Here is a 16,280-nt window from a genome sequence, read left to right on the forward strand (position 1 = left end):
CCGACATGACTGATGTACGAGCCGACCTGCTCCAGCAGATCAAGGACAAGGCCGTGGTCCACGGCAAGGTGACCCTCTCCTCGGGCCGGGAAGCCGACTACTACATCGACCTGCGCAGGATCACGCTGGACGGCGAGGCCGCGCCGCTGGTCGGCCAGGTCATGCTCGACCTCACCGCCGACCTGGACTTCGACTGCGTGGGCGGCCTCACCCTGGGCGCCGACCCGGTGGCGACGTCGATGCTGCACGCCTCGGCCGCGCGCGGCCGCCGCCTGGACGCCTTCGTCGTCCGCAAGGCGCAGAAGGCGCACGGCATGCAGCGCCGGATCGAGGGCACCGAGGTCAAGGGCCGCCGCTGCCTGGTGGTCGAGGACACCTCCACCACCGGCGGTTCGCCGCTGACGGCCGTCGAGGCGGTGCGCGAGGCGGGCGGCGAGGTCGTCGCCGTGGCCACGATCGTGGACCGGGGCGCGGCCGACGCGATCACCGGGGCGGGCCTGACGTACCTCACGGGCTACCAGCTCGGCGATCTGGGCCTGGCGTAGCGGCTGCCGCCGCGCGGCGGTGGGTGCGACGCCCCGGATGCCGGGGTGGCGGTAACCGGTCCGGGGGACCCGGCAAGATCGACTGACGGGCACTCCGAAAGTGGCGGACCGGGCCCCCGTACCCCTGCCCACCGACTCTGACCTGCGCTTTCAGTGAGAGGGCGGCTGTTTCACGTGAAACAGCCGCCCTCTCCCGCGTCCGCGGGGTGGAGCCGGGCGCGGAGTCTGGAAAGATGGGCCGCGACGATGACGTCGCCCCCAGGTCAGGGCCAGCACATATCGCACACCCCGCACATCACAAGGAGCGGACAGATGCCCATCGCAACCCCCGAGGTCTACAACGAGATGCTCGACCGGGCGAAGGCAGGCAAGTTCGCCTACCCGGCCATCAACGTGACCTCGACCCAGACCCTGCACGCTGCGCTGCGCGGCTTCGCGGAGGCCGAGAGCGACGGCATCATCCAGATCTCCACCGGCGGTGCCGAGTTCCTGGGTGGCCAGTACAAAAAGGACATGGTCACGGGCGCGGTCGCCCTGGCGGAGTTCGCGCACGTCGTCGCCGCCAAGTACGACATCACCGTCGCGCTGCACACCGACCACTGCCCCAAGGACAAGCTGGACGGTTACGTACGTCCGCTCCTGGAGGTCTCGGCCGAGCGCGTCGCCAAGGGCCTGAACCCGCTCTTCCAGTCGCACATGTGGGACGGCTCCGCCGAGACCCTCGCGGACAACCTGGCCATCGGCCAGGAGCTGCTCGCCAAGGCCGCCGCCGCCAAGATCATCCTTGAGGTCGAGATCACCCCGACCGGCGGCGAGGAGGACGGCGTCAGCCACGAGATCAACGACGAGCTCTACACCACCGTCGACGACGCGCTGCGCACCGCCGAGGCGCTCGGCCTGGGCGAGAAGGGCCGCTACCTGCTGGCCGCCTCCTTCGGCAACGTCCACGGCGTCTACAAGCCGGGCAACGTCGTGCTGCGTCCGGAGCTCCTCAAGGACCTCCAGGAGGGCGTCGCCGCCAAGTACGGCAAGGCCTCGCCGTTCGACTTCGTCTTCCACGGAGGCTCCGGCTCCACCGAGCAGGAGATCGCGACCGCGCTGGAGAACGGCGTCGTGAAGATGAACCTGGACACCGACACCCAGTACGCCTTCACCCGTCCGGTCGCGGACCACATGTTCCGCAACTACGACGGCGTCCTGAAGGTCGACGGCGAGGTCGGCAAGAAGTCGACGTACGACCCGCGCACCTGGGGCAAGCTCGCCGAGGCGTCGATGGCCAAGCGCGTCACCGAGGCGTGCGCGAACCTGCGCTCGACCGGCACGAAGCTGAAGTAACGGGCGCGCGGGCCCGCCGCCCGCGCTCCCCCGTCCGGGCCCGGTATCCCCCTCGCGGGGGGTGCCGGGCCCCGTGCGTTCCGCGAGAGTGGAGTGCATGAGCGTGACGATGGGGACGGCGGCAGGGCGGTGGGTGCTGTTCACGACCGTGCTCGGGTCCGGGATGGCGATGCTCGACTCGACCGTGGTCAATGTGGCCCTGCCGCGCATCGGGGCGGACTTGGACGCGGACATGGCGGTGCTCCAGTGGACCGTCAACGCGTACATGCTCACGCTCGCCGGGCTGATCCTGCTGGGCGGCGCGCTCGGCGACCGGTACGGCCGCCGCAAGGTCTTCGTCGTCGGCGTCGTCTGGTTCGCCGCCGGCTCCCTGCTGTGCGGGCTCGCGCCGGACGCGGGCGTCCTGATCGCCGCCCGCGCCCTCCAGGGTATCGGCGGCGCGCTCCTGACCCCCGGCTCCCTCGCCCTCATCCAGGCGAGCTTCGCCCCCGCCGACCGGGCGGCGGCCGTCGGCGTCTGGTCGGGCCTCGGCGGCGTCGGGGCGGCGGTGGGACCCTTCCTGGGCGGCTGGCTGGTGGACGGCCCCGGCTGGCGCTGGGTCTTCCTGCTGAACGTCCCGCTGGCCGCGCTGTGCGTGCCGGTGGCGCTGCGGCACGTACCGGAGTCCAGGGACGCGCGCGTGCACACGGCCCGGTTCGACGCGACGGGCGCGGCGCTGGGCGCGCTGGCGCTCGCGCTGGTGACGTACGCGCTGATCGAGGCACCGGGGCAGGGCGCGTCGCCGCTGGTGCTGGGCGCGGCGGCGGCGGGCGTCCTGGCGGGCATCGCCTTCCTCCGGCTCGAACGCCGCCTGACCGACCCCATGCTGCCGCCCGAGATCTTCGCCTCGCGCCAGTTCACGGCGGTGAACGCGGTGACGGTGTGCGTGTACGCGGCGTTCGGCGGCTTCTTCTTCCTGGCGGCGCTCCAGCTCCAGGTGGTGGCGGGGTACTCCGCGCTCGGCGCCGGGGCGGCCCTCCTCCCGACGACGGCCCTGATGCTCCTGCTCTCGGCCCGCTCGGGCGAGCTGGGCGAGCGGATCGGCCCGCGCCTGCCGCTGACGGTGGGGCCGCTGCTGTGCGCGGGCGGGATGCTGCTGATGCTGCGCGTGGGGGAGGGCGCGTCGTACCCGCGGGACGTGCTCCCCGCGGTCGTCGTCCTCGGCCTCGGCATGGTGACCCTGGTCGCGCCGCTCACCGCGACGGTGCTGGGTTCGGTGGACGCGGGGCGGGCCGGGCTCGCGAGCGGCATCAACAACGCGGCGGCGCGGGCCGCGGGCCTGATCGCGGTGGCGGCGCTGCCGCTGGTGGCGGGCATGTCCCCGTCGGCGTACCGCTCGGCGGCGGAGTTCGGCTCGACGTTCCGGCGGGCGATGCCGGTGTGCGCGGGGGTGCTGGTGGTGGGGGCGGTGCTGGCGTACGCGACGGTGCGGCGTCCGCGGGCGGGGTGCCACGCGGAGTGCCGGGTCTGCTGCGGGGTGGCGGGGCCGCCGCTGGAGCGGGACCGGGGGGTCTGACGTCCGAGGCCGGCGGAGGGCTTCTCTCCCCCCGCCGGGGGCTTCGCCCCGGACCCCTTGGTTCGTCCGCGGACCCCTTGGTTCGTCCCCGGACCGTACCGGGCTGCTCGCGCAGTTCCCCGCGCCTCTTGGATGCGCTCCTGCGGGGCGCCCAGGGGCTGCCGCGCAGCGGCATTCTCAGGGGCGCGGGAGCGGGCGGCGTGGGGGGAGAGGACCCGGTTGTCGGTCGGACGCGGCAGACTGGCTCCATGTCCCTTCACGAAAACCTCCTCGGCGGCCCCGCCCCCACCCACCTCCCCGACGACCCGGAACCCCGCGAACTCCTCGCGCAGGGCACCGCCCCCGCCGACGTCGCCGCCAAGTACCCCACCTCCTCCCTCGCCTGGGCGCAGCTCGCGGACGACGCGTTCGACGCGGGCCGCACGGTCGAGTCGTACGCGTACGCCCGCACCGGCTACCACCGCGGCCTCGACTCGCTGCGCCGCGCGGGCTGGAAGGGCCACGGCCCGGTGCCGTGGGAGCACGAGCCCAACCGCGGCTTCCTGCGCGCGCTGCACGCCCTGGCCCGCGCGGCCCAGGCCATCGGCGAGGAGGCCGAGTTCGAGCGCTGCACGGCGTTCCTGCGGGACTCCTCGCCGCTCGCGGCCGACACGCTGAGCTGATCCGTGCGTATGCGTACCGCCCGGACAATTGGCGTACGGGCGGTACGATCGTACGCGGCATCGAATACAGGACAATCGAACGAAGAACGTCGCTCATGCACGAGTGAGCAACGCGGACGCGCTGGCGCACGAGGCCCCACACCTCTCCCCCAACTCCAGCCGTGAGCAGGGGGGAAGTCTGCCTTGGGCAAGCGAGCAGCCCACAACGGAGCCCGTCGTGCGGGCGGCCGGGCCCGGCCCCGCAACGGTGGCGGACACGCTCCCCGGCGCGGCCCACGCGCCCTCCTCGTCGGCGGCCTCCTCGGCCTCGCCCTCGTCCGCGGGGCGGCCCTGACCGCGTGCCTTCCAGGTGACAACGATGCCGCGGCCGGCGACGGCAAGGGCGTGCCCGCCTCCGGGCCCGGCACCTTCACCCCCGCCCGCGCCTCCGGCGCCCCCGTCGGCACCGGTGGCCCCCTGCGCCGCTACAAGGTCCTCGTCGAGAACGGCGTCGACCTCTCGCCCGCCCGGGCCGCCGCCGAGATCCAGACGATCCTCGCCCACCCCCGTGGCTGGGCCGCGCACGGCCGCGGGCGGTTCCAGCTGGTCTCCGGCGACCGCGCCGCCGACGTGACCATCAAGATCGCCACCCCGGCCACCACGGACAAGCTCTGCGCGGTCAACGGTGACACCCACGGCGAGCTGAACTGCGAGGTCACCGATGGTGTCGTGGTCAACCTCAAGCGGTGGGTGAAGGGTTCGCCGCAGTACGACGGGCCGCCCGCCGAGTACCGGCATCTGATCATCAACCACGAGATCGGCCACCTGATCGGCTTCCACGGGCACATGGCCTGCCCGGGCCCCGGCCGGCCCGCCCCGGTGATGCAGCAGCAGATCAAGGGCCTGAACGGCTGCACGTCCAACGCCTGGCCGTACACCGAGTCGGGTGGCTTCGTGGAGGGCCCGTCCGTGCCCTGACGTGGGTGGAGGGGGCGTGCTTATGATGCGGGTGGGGACCGGGGCTCCGATGCCGATGAAGGAAGGGGCGGACCGCTACCCGGACACGTCGAGGAGACAGCGATGTCATCAAAGATGTCCGAACCGGCCGAAAACGCCGGAGCCGCCCGATCCGCCGAAGCCGCCCGCTCTGCCGAAGCCGCCCGCTCCGGAGCCGCGGCCACCGCCGCGGCCACCGACCCGGCCGACGCCCCCAACCTGGACTTCGCGGGCACGACCCCGTACGAGGACTACGTCCAGGCGGACGTCCTCACCCACCTCCAGCACCTGCGCTCCGACGACCCCGGCGAGATGGTCTTCCTGGTCACCACCCAGGTCATGGAGCTGTGGTTCACCGTCATCGTCCACGAGTGGGAGACCGCCACGCGCGCGTTGCGCGAGGACCGGATCCAGGTGGCCGTGGACGCGCTGAAGCGGTCCGTACGCGAGCTGGAGGCCCTCAACGCCTCCTGGACGCCGCTCGCCCAGCTGACCCCCGCGCAGTTCAACTCCTACCGCTCGGCCCTCGGCGAGGGCTCCGGCTTCCAGTCCGCGATGTACCGGCGGATGGAGTTCCTGCTGGGCGAGAAGTCGGCGTCGATGCTGGTGCCGCACCGGGGCGCGCCGCGCGTGTACGCCGAGCTGGAGAAGGCGCTCCAGGAGCCGAGCCTGTACGACGAGGTGCTCGCCCTGCTCGCCCGCCGGGGGCACGCCGTCCCGGCCGCGGTCCTGGAGCGCGACCTCTCCCAGCGGTACGAGCCCTCGCCCGAGGTCGAGGCGGTCTGGGCCGCGCTCTACACCGGGGACCAGAACGGGGAACTCGTGCGCCTGGGCGAGGCGTTGACCGATGTGGGCGAGCTGGTGTGGCGCTGGCGCAACGACCATCTGGTGGCGACGAGGAGAGCGATGGGCGCGAAGACGGGCACGGGCGGCTCGGCGGGCGTGGCCTGGCTGGAGAAGCGCGCCGCGAAGAGCGTGTTCCCCGAGCTGTGGACGGCGCGCAGCCATGTCTGAGTCCCTGGCCGGCAAGGCCGCGGCGCTGGACGCCGCAGACGAACTCGCGAAGCACCGCGAGCTGTTCGCCCTCGACGACACCACGGTCTACCTCGACGGGAACTCGCTGGGCGCGCTGCCGCGCCACGTCCCGGCGCGCATGCAGGAGGTCATCACCCGCGAGTGGGGCGAGCTGCGCATCCGCTCCTGGGACGAGAGCGGCTGGTGGACGGCGCCCGAGCGGATAGGCGACCGGATAGCGCCGATCGTCGGCGCCGCGCCGGGCCGCGTCGTGGTGGGCGACTCCACCAGCGTGAACGTCTTCAAGGCCCTGGTGGCGGCGGTGCGCCTGGCGCCCTCCGACCGGGACGAGATCCTCGTCGACGCGTCCACGTTCCCGACGGACGGGTACGTGGCGGGGTCCGCGGCGCGGATGACCGGCCGGTCCGTCCGGGCGGTCGCGCCCGGCGAGATGGCGTCGGCGGCGGGCCCGCGTACGGCGGCGGTCCTGGTCAACCACGTCGACTACCGCACGGGCCGGCTGCACGACCTGCCCGGCATCACGGCCGCCGCGCACGAGGCGGGCGCGCTCACCGTGTGGGACCTGTGCCACAGCGCGGGCGCGCTGCCGGTCGGGCTCGACGCGCACGGGGTGGACTTCGCGGTGGGCTGCACCTACAAGTACCTGAACGGCGGCCCGGGTTCCCCGGCGTACCTGTACGTACGGGGCGACCACCAGGCCTCGTTCGACTCCCCCCTGCCCGGGTGGAACTCGCACGAGGACCCCTTCGGGATGCGCGCGGAGTACGCCCCGGGGGCGGGGGCCGTACGGGGCCGGGTCGGCACCCCGGACATCCTGTCCATGCTGGCCCTGGAGGCGGCCCTCGACGTCTGGACGGGCGTCTCCATCGACGCCGTCCGCGCCAAGTCGCTGGCGCTGACGGACTTCTTCCTGGAGTGCGTGGAGGCTTACGTGCCGGCGGGGCGGGTGGAGTCGGTGACGCCGTCCGCGCACGCGGAACGGGGGAGCCAGGTGGGGTTGCGGTGTGAGGGGGCGGGAGACGTGATGCGCGCGCTCATAGCCGCGGGGGTGGTGGGGGACTATCGCCGTCCGGATGTGCTGCGGTTCGGGTTCACGCCGCTGTATGTGGGGTTCGGGGACGCGGAGAGGGCGGCGCGGGCGCTGTCCACGGCCCTGGGTTAGCCCCACCCCGCCCGTTCCCTCAACCCTCCGGGGGTGGGGGGGGGGCTCCCGGGGCTGCACCCCGCCCCCGCGGCGTTCGGGGACTGCCCCCGGCCCGGCCCCGCTGCCCCGGGCTTCGCCCCTGATACCCCCTTTTCGTCTGCGGACCGTGGGTGGCTGGTCGCGCAGTTCCCCGCGCCCCTAAAAGCCACGGGCCGAGCCCCACAAGGGCGCGGGAAACGACGCGCCGGCCCCAACCGCCCCGAAAGGGGCGGGGGGAACGGCGCGGCCAGCCCAACCGCCCCGAAAGGGGCGCGGGGAACGGCGCGGCCAGCCCACGACGACCCGCAGACGAGGTTCCGACCGGCCAAGGAGCGCGAGGAACTGCGCGACCAGCCCACCACGGCCCGCAGACAAGGCTCCGACCGGTTAAGGGGCGCGGGGAACTGCGCGACCAGCCCACCACCGGCCTGCAGACAAAGGTTCGACCCGAAAGGGGCGCGGGGAACTGCGCGACCAGCCCCCCACCGCCCCGCAGACAAAGGTTCGACCCATTAAGGGGCGCGGGGAACGGCGCGAGCCACCCCCCACCGGCCCGCAGACAAGGCTCCGACCCGTTAAGGGGCGCGGGGAACGGCGCGAGCAACCCCCGCCCCCACCGGCCCGCAGACAAACCCCCGGCCCGCCCACATCCCCCAGAAAGGCGCCCCCATGCAAGACCCACTCCCCCCGAACCCCCAGGACGCCGCCGAAGCCGCCTCCGCCTTCTCGCACCCCCACGTCCCCCCGGACACCACCGCCCCTTACGGCCCCCACCCCGACCAGGTCATCGACTTCTACGCCCCCCGCCACGACACCCCGGCCGCCCCCCTCGTCGTCGCCCTGCACGGGGGCGCCTGGCGTGAGCGGTACGACCGGGGGCATCTCACCCCGTTCGTGGACTTCCTCGCCCGCCGCGGGTTCGCCGTCGCCAACGTCGAGTACAGACGCGGCGGGCTGCTGCCCAGGCAGGGCGGCGGCGGCACCCCCGTCGCAGGACGCTGGCCGGACACGTTCGACGACGTGGCCGCCGCCCTCGACGCCCTGCCCGCCCTCGTCCGCACCCACCTCCCCACCGCCGACCCACGGCGTACGGTCCTCACCGGCCACTCCGCCGGAGGCCATCTCGCGCTGTGGGTCGCCGCCCGCCACGTCCTGCCGCCGACCTCCCCGTGGCACGCCCCCGCCCCCGTCCCCCTCCGCGGTGTCGTCGCCCTCGCCCCCATCGCCGACTTCGCCACCGCCCTGGCGCTGGACGTGTGCGACGGGGCCGTGCTCCAGCTCCTCGGGGGCGAGGGACCCGGAGGAGAGGGGAGGGCCGAGGACCGGGTCGCGGGCGCGGACCCCGCCGCCCTCCTTCCCACCGGCATCGCCACCACCCTCGTCCAGGGCCGGGACGACGTCGTCGTGCCGATGGCCGTCGCCGAGGCGTACGCCGACGCCGCCGCCCGCGCCGGCGAGCCCGTCGGGTTCACCATGCTCGACGGCGTCGGCCACTTCCCCCTCATCGACCCCGCCGCCGACGCCTGCGCGGTCGTGGCGGAGGAGATCGCGCAGCTCGCGTATTAGACCGGCGGCCGGTGCCCCGCGGCCGGTGCCACCGGCCCCAGTACCTCGGCCCCAGTACCTCGGCCCCAGTACCTCGTCCCAGTACCTCGGGTAGTACCTGAGACGGACCCCGCCGGATCCGCAGCGCAGGGGACGCCCCCGGCACCCGCCCCCGCCTACCGTGGTCCCGTGAACGAGACCCTCAGCCCCCCGCCGGGCGGTACGCCGGGCAGCGGCGGGCGCAGCCCCGAGTTCCTGCTCGCCATGGACCTGTTCGGCGGGCTCCGCCAGGACCTGTTCCGGAACGCCTTCGCCTACCGGCCGCTGCCCCCGATGCGCACGGACGGCCCGCTCACCCGCCGGCTGCCCGCCCGGCTGCGCGGGTACGCCGCCTGGCGGGCGCACGCGGCCGTGCTCTTCGTCGCGTTCTGCGCCGCGATGATCACGTACACCGAACGGTCCCAGGGCTCGGGTCCGGGGCTGATCGTCTGGGCGGCCACGGGTCTGCTCACCGCGATACCCGTCGCCATGACCCTGATACGGCCGGTCGGCGCCTGGTGGGCGGTGTGCGCGTCCACGGTGGTCATGGCCGTCCTCGGCGGGGGCGGGGACGGTTTCTCCGTCTGGCCGTGGGGGCCGGGCGGGTTCCTCGCGCAGCTCGCGGTGATGGTCGTGGTGGCGCTGCGCACCCGGCCCCGGACCGCCGCGTGGATGTGGGTGCTGACGCTGCTGCTCGGTTCGTTGATGCGGTTCCCCGGCGGGTACGGCGGGTACGGGGGCTACGGCGGCTCGGACGAGGGGCCGATGGCCGTGACGTCCGCGATTTTGCTCCTGATCGCCGTCCTGGTGAACGTACGCCGGGACGCCGAGCGGAAGATCACCGTCCAGCAGTCGGTCACCGCCGTCGAACGCGACAAGCGGACCGTGCTGGAGGAGCGCACCACCATCGCGCGCGAGCTGCACGACGTGGTCGCGCACCACATGTCGGTGGTCGCGATCCAGGCCGAGGCGGCTCCGTACCGCGTCGAGGACCCGCCTGCGGAGCTGACGGCGGCGTTCGCCACCATCCGGGAGAACGCGGTGGCCGCGCTGACCGAGCTGCGGCGCGTGCTCGGTGTCGTACGCGCGGAGGACTACGAGGCGCCGGACGCCCCCCAGCCCACCCTCGCCGACCTCGACCGGCTGCTGGCGAACGTACGCGACGCGGGGCTTGAGGTGACCAAGGCGGTCACCGGCGCGGTGCGGGAACTCCCGCAGGGCGTCGAGCTCTCCGCGTACCGCATCATCCAGGAGGCGCTCAGCAACGCCCTGCGGCACGCGCCGGGCGCCGAGGCGCGGGTGGAGGTCGGGTATGTGCTCGGCGGGGTCGGCCTGCGGGTCGTCAACGGCCCGCCGACCGCAGTCGTCCCCGCATCGCCCGGCAGCGGCCACGGCATCACCGGGATGCGGGAGCGGGTGGCGATGCTGGGCGGCGAGATGACGGCGGGCGGGACCGGGGACGGCGGGTACGAGGTCGCGGTCTTCATCCCCGTGGCGCGGGACGGAGCGGCTGGGACTACGGAGGCTGCGGAGGCGGTGGAGGCATGAGCGCGAGCGCCGGTACGGGGATCCGCGTCCTGATCGTCGACGACCAGATGATGGTCCGGGAGGGCTTCTCGGTCCTGCTCAACGCCCAGCGGGACATCGAGGTGGTCGGCGAGGCGGTCGACGGGCGGGAGGCGGTGGCCCGGGTCCGCGAACTGCGCCCGGACGTCGTCCTGATGGACATCCGGATGCCCGAGATGAACGGGATCGAGGCGACGCGGGAGATCGTGGCGGCGGACGCGGGGGCGCGGGTGCTGGTGCTGACGACGTTCGACCTCGACGAGTACGTGTACCAGGCGCTGCGGGCGGGGGCCTCCGGCTTCCTCCTCAAGGACGCGTCCGCACGCCAACTCGCCGAGGGGGTACGGGTGGTGGCGGCCGGGGACGCGCTCCTCGCCCCCTCGGTGACGCGCCGCCTGATCACCGAGTTCGCCCGGGCGGCGCCGGTGCGGCGGGGTGTGGCGCCGGGTGTGGCGCCCGGGGCGGTGCAGGTGGAGGAGCTGACGGACCGCGAGACGGAGGTGCTGGTGCTGATCGCCCAGGGCCTCTCCAACGCGGAGATCGCGGACCGGCTGGTGGTGGCGGAGTCGACGATCAAGACGCATGTGAGCAGGGTGCTGGTGAAGCTGGGGTTGCGCGACCGGACGCAGGCAGCGGTATACGCCTACGAATCCCGCCTGATCACCCCGTCCTAACCCCCCACACCCCGGGAACTCCGCCCCGGGTCCCTGCCCCGAACCCCGTCTCCGTCTGACGAAGTCCGGGCCGCCCGCCCAGGGCTTAAGGGGACGGGCGGGGTGGGGAAGAAGTCTTCATGGACACCAGCCCCTTCGACCCCACCTCCCCCCACTTCACAGCCAACCCCTACCCCACCTACCAACAACTCCGCCGCACCGCCCGAGCCCACCACCACCCCCCGACCCACCAGTGGCTCGTCCCCCACCACGCCGACGTCTCCGCCCTCCTCCGGGACCGCCGCCTCGGGCGTACCTACCTCCACCGGTTCAGCCACGAGGAGTTCGGCCGTACCCCGCCGCCCCCCTCCCACGAGCCCTTCCACACCCTCAACGACCACGGCATCCTCGATCTCGAGGCCCCGGACCACACCCGTATCCGCCGTCTCGTGGCGAAGGCGTTCACGCCCGGACGGGTCGAGGAGCTGGCGCCCGTCGTCGACCGGATCGCCCGCAGCCTCGTGGGGGACTTCGTCGCGGCGGGCGGCGGGGATCTGCTCGCGGAGGTGGCCGAGCCCCTCCCCGTAGCCGTGATCGCCGAGATGCTCGGCGTCCCCGAGGCCGACCGGCAGCTGCTGCGGCCCTGGTCGGCCGACATCTGCGGGATGTACGAACTCAACCCGGACGAGGAGACCGCCGCCCGCGCGGTCCGAGCGTCCGTGGAGTTCTCGGCCTATCTGCGGGAGCTGATCCGGGAGCGGCGCCGCGCCCCCGCCCCCGACCTCGTCTCCGCGCTCATCGCCGTCCACGACACCGACGGCACCACCCTCACCGAGCAGGAGCTGATCTCCACCTGCGTCCTGCTCCTCAACGCCGGCCACGAGGCCACCGTCAACACGACGGCCAACGGCTGGTGGACGCTCTTCCGCCATCCCGAGCAGCTCGCCCTCCTGCGCGCCGAGCCGACGCTCCTCCCGGGCGCCGTCGAGGAACTGCTGCGCTACGACACCCCCTTGCAGCTCTTCGAACGCTGGGTGCTCGACGACATCGAGGTGGGCGGCACCCCCATCCCCCGGGGCAGCGAGGTCGCCCTGCTCTTCGGCTCCGCCAACCGCGACCCGGCGGTGTTCCCGGACCCGGAGACCTTCGACGTACGCCGGCCGCCCGCCACCAACCGGCATGTCAGCTTCGGCGCGGGCATCCACTACTGCCTCGGCGCGCCGCTGGCCCGCCTGGAACTGGCCACGTCGTTCGGCCTGTTGCTGCGCCAGGCCCCGCGCATGCGGCTGCTGGCCGAGCCGAGGTGGAAGCCCGGGTACGTGATCCGCGGCCTCACGGCCCTCCAGGTGGAGGTCTGACTCCCCAGCCACCCCGGACCGCCTCCGTCCGGGTCACGGGCCGCCCCGGGCCACTTCCGCCCGGGCAACCGGCCGCCTCCGCCCCGGCCCGCTCAGCCCCCGGTCGCCTCACCCCCCGCGGGCACCATCAGCGCCCACGATCCCGCCGTCCACGTACGACTCCACACCGGCCCCACCACCACCTGCCCCGCCCGGTACCGGAACCCCTCCCCGCCCCGGACCCCACCCCCGGACACGCCCCCGGCCCCGCCCCCGCGCCCCCCTGCGGCCCCGCCCCCGTACATCCCCCCGACCGACACCCCTCCGACCGACACCTCCACCACCGACCCCCGCCCCCGCACCACCGACCCCCCGCACTCCTCCACCACGACCTGCGCCACCCCGTCCCCGCACCCCACCGACACCCCCGCGAGGGGACGGTCCAGGTCGGTCAGGAGGGTGCCGTCCGTCTCGATCCGCAGGTGGTGCGCCACCGCCGCCGCCACCGGGGTCGGCGCGCCCACCAGCGTCCGGACGAGCGAGCGGCACGTCCCCCACACCGTCGGACCCGCGGCCCGGACGGGCGCCGGAGCCGGCGCGGGGATGCGCAGCTCCCCCAGCACCACGCCACCGCCGTCGTCCACGAGGAGGCCGCGTCGGCGGGGGACGCCTTCCAGGACCGCCCGGGCGGCCGCCACCGCGTCCGTCGGCACCCCCAGTGACCTGGTGATTTCCACGGCGGACGCGCTGCCCACGGGCACCACGGAAAGGGCCGGGCCCGACAGTCCGTGCTCCCGTTGGAGCAAGGTCACAGTACGTAGCAGGGCATGGTCGTCACCCACCACCACCAGTCGCCGCCCACCCCGCCTGGCCAGGGCCCGCGAGAACTCCTCCACCCCCTCCGGCCAGCATATTTTCGCCTGTGCCGCCGCACACAGCACATCCTTCGCGATCCGTACGGACTCGCCGTCGATACGGCGGGCGACCGGGTCGATGACCACCAGTAGCCGGTCGGCAGCCGACACGTCGGTCCTTCCTCGGGTAGCATCTTTGTGCAAGAGCCCCTTGCGCTATTGCGCCAGGGGCTTCGTCTATTCCGGGGCACACGGGTGAGGGCGGCGACACGCCCCTGACCTTGGACATGCCCCGCCCGGAAGGGGTGTACGCCTGTGCCCGCACTTGTGCTGCTCGGTGCTCAGTGGGGTGACGAAGGCAAGGGAAAGGCCACCGACCTCCTCGGTGGATCCGTTGACTATGTAGTGCGCTACCAGGGCGGCAACAACGCCGGCCACACCGTCGTCGTCGGCGACCAGAAGTACGCGCTGCATCTTCTCCCTTCCGGGATCCTCTCGCCGGGGTGTACCCCGGTCATCGGCAACGGAGTCGTCGTCGACCCGGCGGTCCTGCTCTCCGAGCTGAGCGGGCTGAACGAGCGCGGCGTCGACACGTCCAAGCTGCTCATCAGCGGTAACGCTCACCTGATCACGCCGTACAACGTCACCCTGGACAAGGTGACGGAACGGTTCCTCGGGTCCCGCAAGATCGGCACCACCGGCCGCGGCATCGGGCCGACCTACGCGGACAAGATCAACCGCGTCGGCATCCGCGTCCAGGACCTGTACGACGAGTCGATCCTCACGCAGAAGGTCGAGGCGGCGCTGGAGTCGAAGAACCAGCTGCTCGCCAAGGTCTTCAACCGCCGCGCGATCGAGGCGGAGAAGATCGTCGAGGAGATGCTCCAGTACGCGGAGCAGATCAAGCCGTTCGTGGCCGACACGACGCTGATCCTCAACGACGCGATCGACGAGGGCAAGGTCGTCCTCTTCGAGGGCGGCCAGGGCACGCTCCTTGACGTCGACCACGGCACGTACCCCTTCGTGACCTCGTCGAACCCGACCGCGGGCGGCGCCTGCACGGGTGCGGGCGTGGGCCCCACGAAGATCAGCCGCGTCATCGGCATCCTCAAGGCCTACACGACCCGCGTCGGCGCCGGTCCGTTCCCGACCGAGCTGTTCGACCAGGACGGCGAGGACCTGCGCCGCATCGGCGGCGAGCGCGGTGTGACGACGGGCCGCGACCGCCGCTGCGGCTGGTTCGACGCGGTGATCGCGCGGTACGCGACCCGGGTCAACGGTCTGACGGACTTCTTCCTCACCAAGCTCGACGTCCTCACCGGCTGGGAGCAGATCCCGGTCTGCGTGGCGTACGAGATCGACGGCAAGCGCGTCGAGGAGCTCCCGTACTCCCAGACCGACTTCCACCACGCGAAGCCGGTCTACGAGATGCTGCCGGGCTGGTCCGAGGACATCACCAAGGCGCAGACCTTCTCCGACCTGCCGAAGAACGCGCAGGCGTACGTGAAGGCGCTGGAGGAGATGTCGGGCGCGCCGATCTCCGCGATCGGTGTCGGCCCCGGCCGGACCGAGACGATCGAGATCAACTCCTTCCTGTAGGACGGACGCTCCACCCCCGAGGGCCTGCCGGTACGTACGTACCGGCAGGCCCTTCGGCGTCGGTACTGCCGGTGCCCCGGCCGTATCGCGGCGGCCCGGAAAATCGTTCTGCCGGGTGTGATCACCCGTCAGCTGCTCTTCTGCCTCGGCGTGAGCGTGGCGCTCGGCCCGATCGGCGCACAGGTGTACGCGGAGACCGGCGTCTGCCCGGTGGGCCCCGTGCCGCCGCCGAGGGCCGCGCCGCCCGCGCCCACAGCGCCCGCCGCGCCCGTCGGGGCCCCGCGGCCCCGGCCCGCGCCCCGCGGCGAACGCCCCGGCCCCGGGCCCCTCGCGTCCCCGGCCCGCCCCCGGGCGGCGGTGGCGGCGGCCCGGCCGCTTCCCGGGCCGCGAGCCGTCCCCGTCCGGGCGGCCGACGCGAGCGTGCCGCGGCCGGCGGCGGCCCGCGGCCACCGCCTCGGCCGCGCGTACCACCCGAGTGCGACCGGCCACCCGGCGCCCGCCGGGTTCTCCACGGTCACGCTGATGCTCCTCGTCACCACCCCGGCCGTCCTGGCCGCCGCCATCCTCCGCCCCCGATCCCGTTCCGGAGCCCGCCCGTGTCGCAATGGCTAGTCCTCGTCGTCGCCATGGCGCTCGTCTGCGCCGTCGTCCTGAGCGTCACCGTGCTGCGCCACCGGCGGGTGGCCGAGGCCGAGGACCCCAGCGAGACGCCCGACGTCATCGAGTACATGGTGATGATGGTCGGCGTCGTCTACGCCATCGTGCTCGGCCTCGCGATCGCGGGCGTGTGGGAGGCGCGCGGCGCGGCCGAGGACTCCGTACGGCGCGAGGCCCAGGCGCTGTACGAGGTCGGGCAGCGCGTCGACGTCTACCCGCCCGCCGTGCGCGACCGTATCCGCGGCGAGATCGGCACCTACGCGCAGCACGCGGTGACCGCCGAGTGGCCCCTGCTGGTCAAGGGGCAGGAGCCGGAGCCGGACGGCGCGGCGCTGCTCGCGGCCGTCCGCAGCGACGTCGCCCACCGCGCCCCCGCCAACGACCTCCAGGCACAGGCGTACCAGCCGCTGCTCGACCAGATCGCCACCGCCGACGACGCCCGGCACACCCGGATCGCGGGCGCCGGTTCCACCCTGCCGGACGTCGTCTGGCTGGGCCTTCTGGCCGGGGCGGTGGTGACGATCGGGCTGATCTTCACGCTCCAGATCCGCCGCTCGGCCCGGGAGCTGCTGCTCGCCGGGATCTTCAGCGGACTGATCGTCTTCCTGCTGTTCCTGGTCTGGAGCTTCGACGCGCCGTTCGGCAGGTCGGGCACGGAGTCGGCGGAGCCGCTCCAGGAACTCGTCACGCAGGCGGCCGCCCGCTGAGCCGGCGGCGTACGCCCCGCACGGCTCCCGCCG

15 protein-coding genes are annotated in these 16,280 nt (G+C 73.5%); 14 read left to right on the forward strand and 1 reads right to left on the reverse strand.

The window, feature by feature from the left end:
• The first annotated feature begins 5 nt into the window (after positions 1-5).
• From pyrE to ABZ404_RS11385, 11 genes are all read left to right on the forward strand, one after another.
• Complete coding sequence (gene pyrE, locus ABZ404_RS11335; RefSeq protein ID WP_358832219.1) at positions 6-545, forward strand: orotate phosphoribosyltransferase; 540 nt, start codon at positions 6-8, stop codon at positions 543-545.
• A 312-nt stretch (positions 546-857) separates the two neighbouring features.
• On the forward strand, positions 858-1,880 hold the full coding sequence (gene fbaA / locus ABZ404_RS11340; RefSeq protein WP_358832218.1) for a class II fructose-bisphosphate aldolase: 1,023 nt from the start codon (positions 858-860) through the stop codon (positions 1,878-1,880).
• 97 nt (positions 1,881-1,977) lie between these two features.
• Complete coding sequence (locus tag ABZ404_RS11345) at positions 1,978-3,435, forward strand: MFS transporter (protein WP_358832217.1); 1,458 nt, start codon at positions 1,978-1,980, stop codon at positions 3,433-3,435.
• 248 nt (positions 3,436-3,683) lie between these two features.
• Positions 3,684-4,097, forward strand: a complete 414-nt coding sequence (locus ABZ404_RS11350; RefSeq protein ID WP_358832216.1) for a DUF3151 domain-containing protein — start codon at positions 3,684-3,686, stop codon at positions 4,095-4,097.
• A gap of 183 nt (positions 4,098-4,280) precedes the next feature.
• The gene (locus tag ABZ404_RS11355) at positions 4,281-5,054 is read left to right on the forward strand and encodes a DUF3152 domain-containing protein (RefSeq protein ID WP_358832215.1); all 774 of its coding nucleotides are present in this window, start codon (positions 4,281-4,283) and stop codon (positions 5,052-5,054) included.
• A gap of 102 nt (positions 5,055-5,156) precedes the next feature.
• Positions 5,157-6,086 carry a tryptophan 2,3-dioxygenase family protein gene (locus tag ABZ404_RS11360; protein WP_358832214.1) on the forward strand — a complete coding sequence of 310 codons (930 nt, stop codon included), beginning with the start codon at positions 5,157-5,159 and terminating at the stop codon, positions 6,084-6,086.
• Positions 6,079-7,269, forward strand: coding sequence for a kynureninase (gene kynU / locus ABZ404_RS11365; protein WP_358832213.1), 1,191 nt, complete (start codon positions 6,079-6,081; stop codon positions 7,267-7,269). The genes ABZ404_RS11360 and kynU overlap by 8 nt, the downstream gene beginning before the upstream one ends.
• Positions 7,270-7,959: 690 nt before the next feature.
• Positions 7,960-8,856: an alpha/beta hydrolase gene (locus ABZ404_RS11370; protein ID WP_358832212.1), complete on the forward strand. Its 897-nt coding sequence runs from the start codon at positions 7,960-7,962 to the stop codon at positions 8,854-8,856.
• A 243-nt stretch (positions 8,857-9,099) separates the two neighbouring features.
• Positions 9,100-10,422 carry a histidine kinase gene (locus ABZ404_RS11375; RefSeq protein ID WP_358832236.1) on the forward strand — a complete coding sequence of 441 codons (1,323 nt, stop codon included), beginning with the start codon at positions 9,100-9,102 and terminating at the stop codon, positions 10,420-10,422.
• A complete protein-coding gene (locus tag ABZ404_RS11380) occupies positions 10,419-11,114 on the forward strand; it encodes a response regulator transcription factor (RefSeq protein ID WP_358832211.1) in 696 nt (231 codons plus the stop codon). The genes ABZ404_RS11375 and ABZ404_RS11380 overlap by 4 nt, the downstream gene beginning before the upstream one ends.
• 119 nt (positions 11,115-11,233) lie before the next feature.
• Positions 11,234-12,451, forward strand: coding sequence for a cytochrome P450 (locus ABZ404_RS11385; protein ID WP_358832210.1), 1,218 nt, complete (start codon positions 11,234-11,236; stop codon positions 12,449-12,451).
• A gap of 92 nt (positions 12,452-12,543) precedes the next feature.
• Here ABZ404_RS11385 and ABZ404_RS11390 read toward each other — a convergent pair whose 3' ends face one another.
• Positions 12,544-13,455, reverse strand: a complete 912-nt coding sequence (locus ABZ404_RS11390; protein WP_358832209.1) for a diacylglycerol kinase — start codon at positions 13,453-13,455, stop codon at positions 12,544-12,546.
• 144 nt (positions 13,456-13,599) lie between these two features.
• Here ABZ404_RS11390 and ABZ404_RS11395 point away from each other — a divergent pair, with 144 nt between their 5' ends.
• The 3 genes from ABZ404_RS11395 (at position 13,600) to ABZ404_RS11405 (ending at position 16,247) form a co-directional block, all read left to right on the forward strand.
• Positions 13,600-14,883 (forward strand): adenylosuccinate synthase, encoded by a 1,284-nt coding sequence (locus tag ABZ404_RS11395; protein WP_358832208.1) that lies wholly within the window; start codon positions 13,600-13,602, stop codon positions 14,881-14,883.
• Positions 14,884-15,000: 117 nt separating this feature from the next.
• A complete protein-coding gene (locus ABZ404_RS11400; RefSeq protein WP_358832207.1) occupies positions 15,001-15,495 on the forward strand; it encodes a hypothetical protein in 495 nt (164 codons plus the stop codon).
• The gene (locus ABZ404_RS11405; RefSeq protein WP_358832206.1) at positions 15,480-16,247 is read left to right on the forward strand and encodes a hypothetical protein; all 768 of its coding nucleotides are present in this window, start codon (positions 15,480-15,482) and stop codon (positions 16,245-16,247) included. Before ABZ404_RS11400 ends, ABZ404_RS11405 begins: the two co-directional genes overlap by 16 nt.
• The last annotated feature ends 33 nt before the right edge of the window (positions 16,248-16,280 follow it).

This window comes from Streptomyces sp. NPDC005878, assembly GCF_040629815.1.
Lineage (GTDB): Bacteria > Actinomycetota > Actinomycetes > Streptomycetales > Streptomycetaceae > Streptomyces.

Excerpts from the sequence above, each read along its gene's own strand:
- fbaA (WP_358832218.1), top strand. The coding sequence starts at position 858 with ATGCCCATCGCAACCCCCGAGGTCTACAACGAGATGCTCGACCGGGCG.
- ABZ404_RS11345 (WP_358832217.1), top strand. The coding sequence starts at position 1,978 with ATGAGCGTGACGATGGGGACGGCGGCAGGGCGGTGGGTGCTGTTCACG.
- ABZ404_RS11370 (WP_358832212.1), top strand. The coding sequence starts at position 7,960 with ATGCAAGACCCACTCCCCCCGAACCCCCAGGACGCCGCCGAAGCCGCC.
- ABZ404_RS11385 (WP_358832210.1), top strand. The coding sequence starts at position 11,234 with ATGGACACCAGCCCCTTCGACCCCACCTCCCCCCACTTCACAGCCAAC.
- ABZ404_RS11350 (WP_358832216.1), top strand. The coding sequence starts at position 3,684 with ATGTCCCTTCACGAAAACCTCCTCGGCGGCCCCGCCCCCACCCACCTC.
- ABZ404_RS11380 (WP_358832211.1), top strand. The coding sequence starts at position 10,419 with ATGAGCGCGAGCGCCGGTACGGGGATCCGCGTCCTGATCGTCGACGAC.
- ABZ404_RS11360 (WP_358832214.1), top strand. The coding sequence starts at position 5,157 with ATGTCATCAAAGATGTCCGAACCGGCCGAAAACGCCGGAGCCGCCCGA.
- kynU (WP_358832213.1), top strand. The coding sequence starts at position 6,079 with ATGTCTGAGTCCCTGGCCGGCAAGGCCGCGGCGCTGGACGCCGCAGAC.
- ABZ404_RS11375 (WP_358832236.1), top strand. The coding sequence starts at position 9,100 with ATGGACCTGTTCGGCGGGCTCCGCCAGGACCTGTTCCGGAACGCCTTC.
- pyrE (WP_358832219.1), top strand. The coding sequence starts at position 6 with ATGACTGATGTACGAGCCGACCTGCTCCAGCAGATCAAGGACAAGGCC.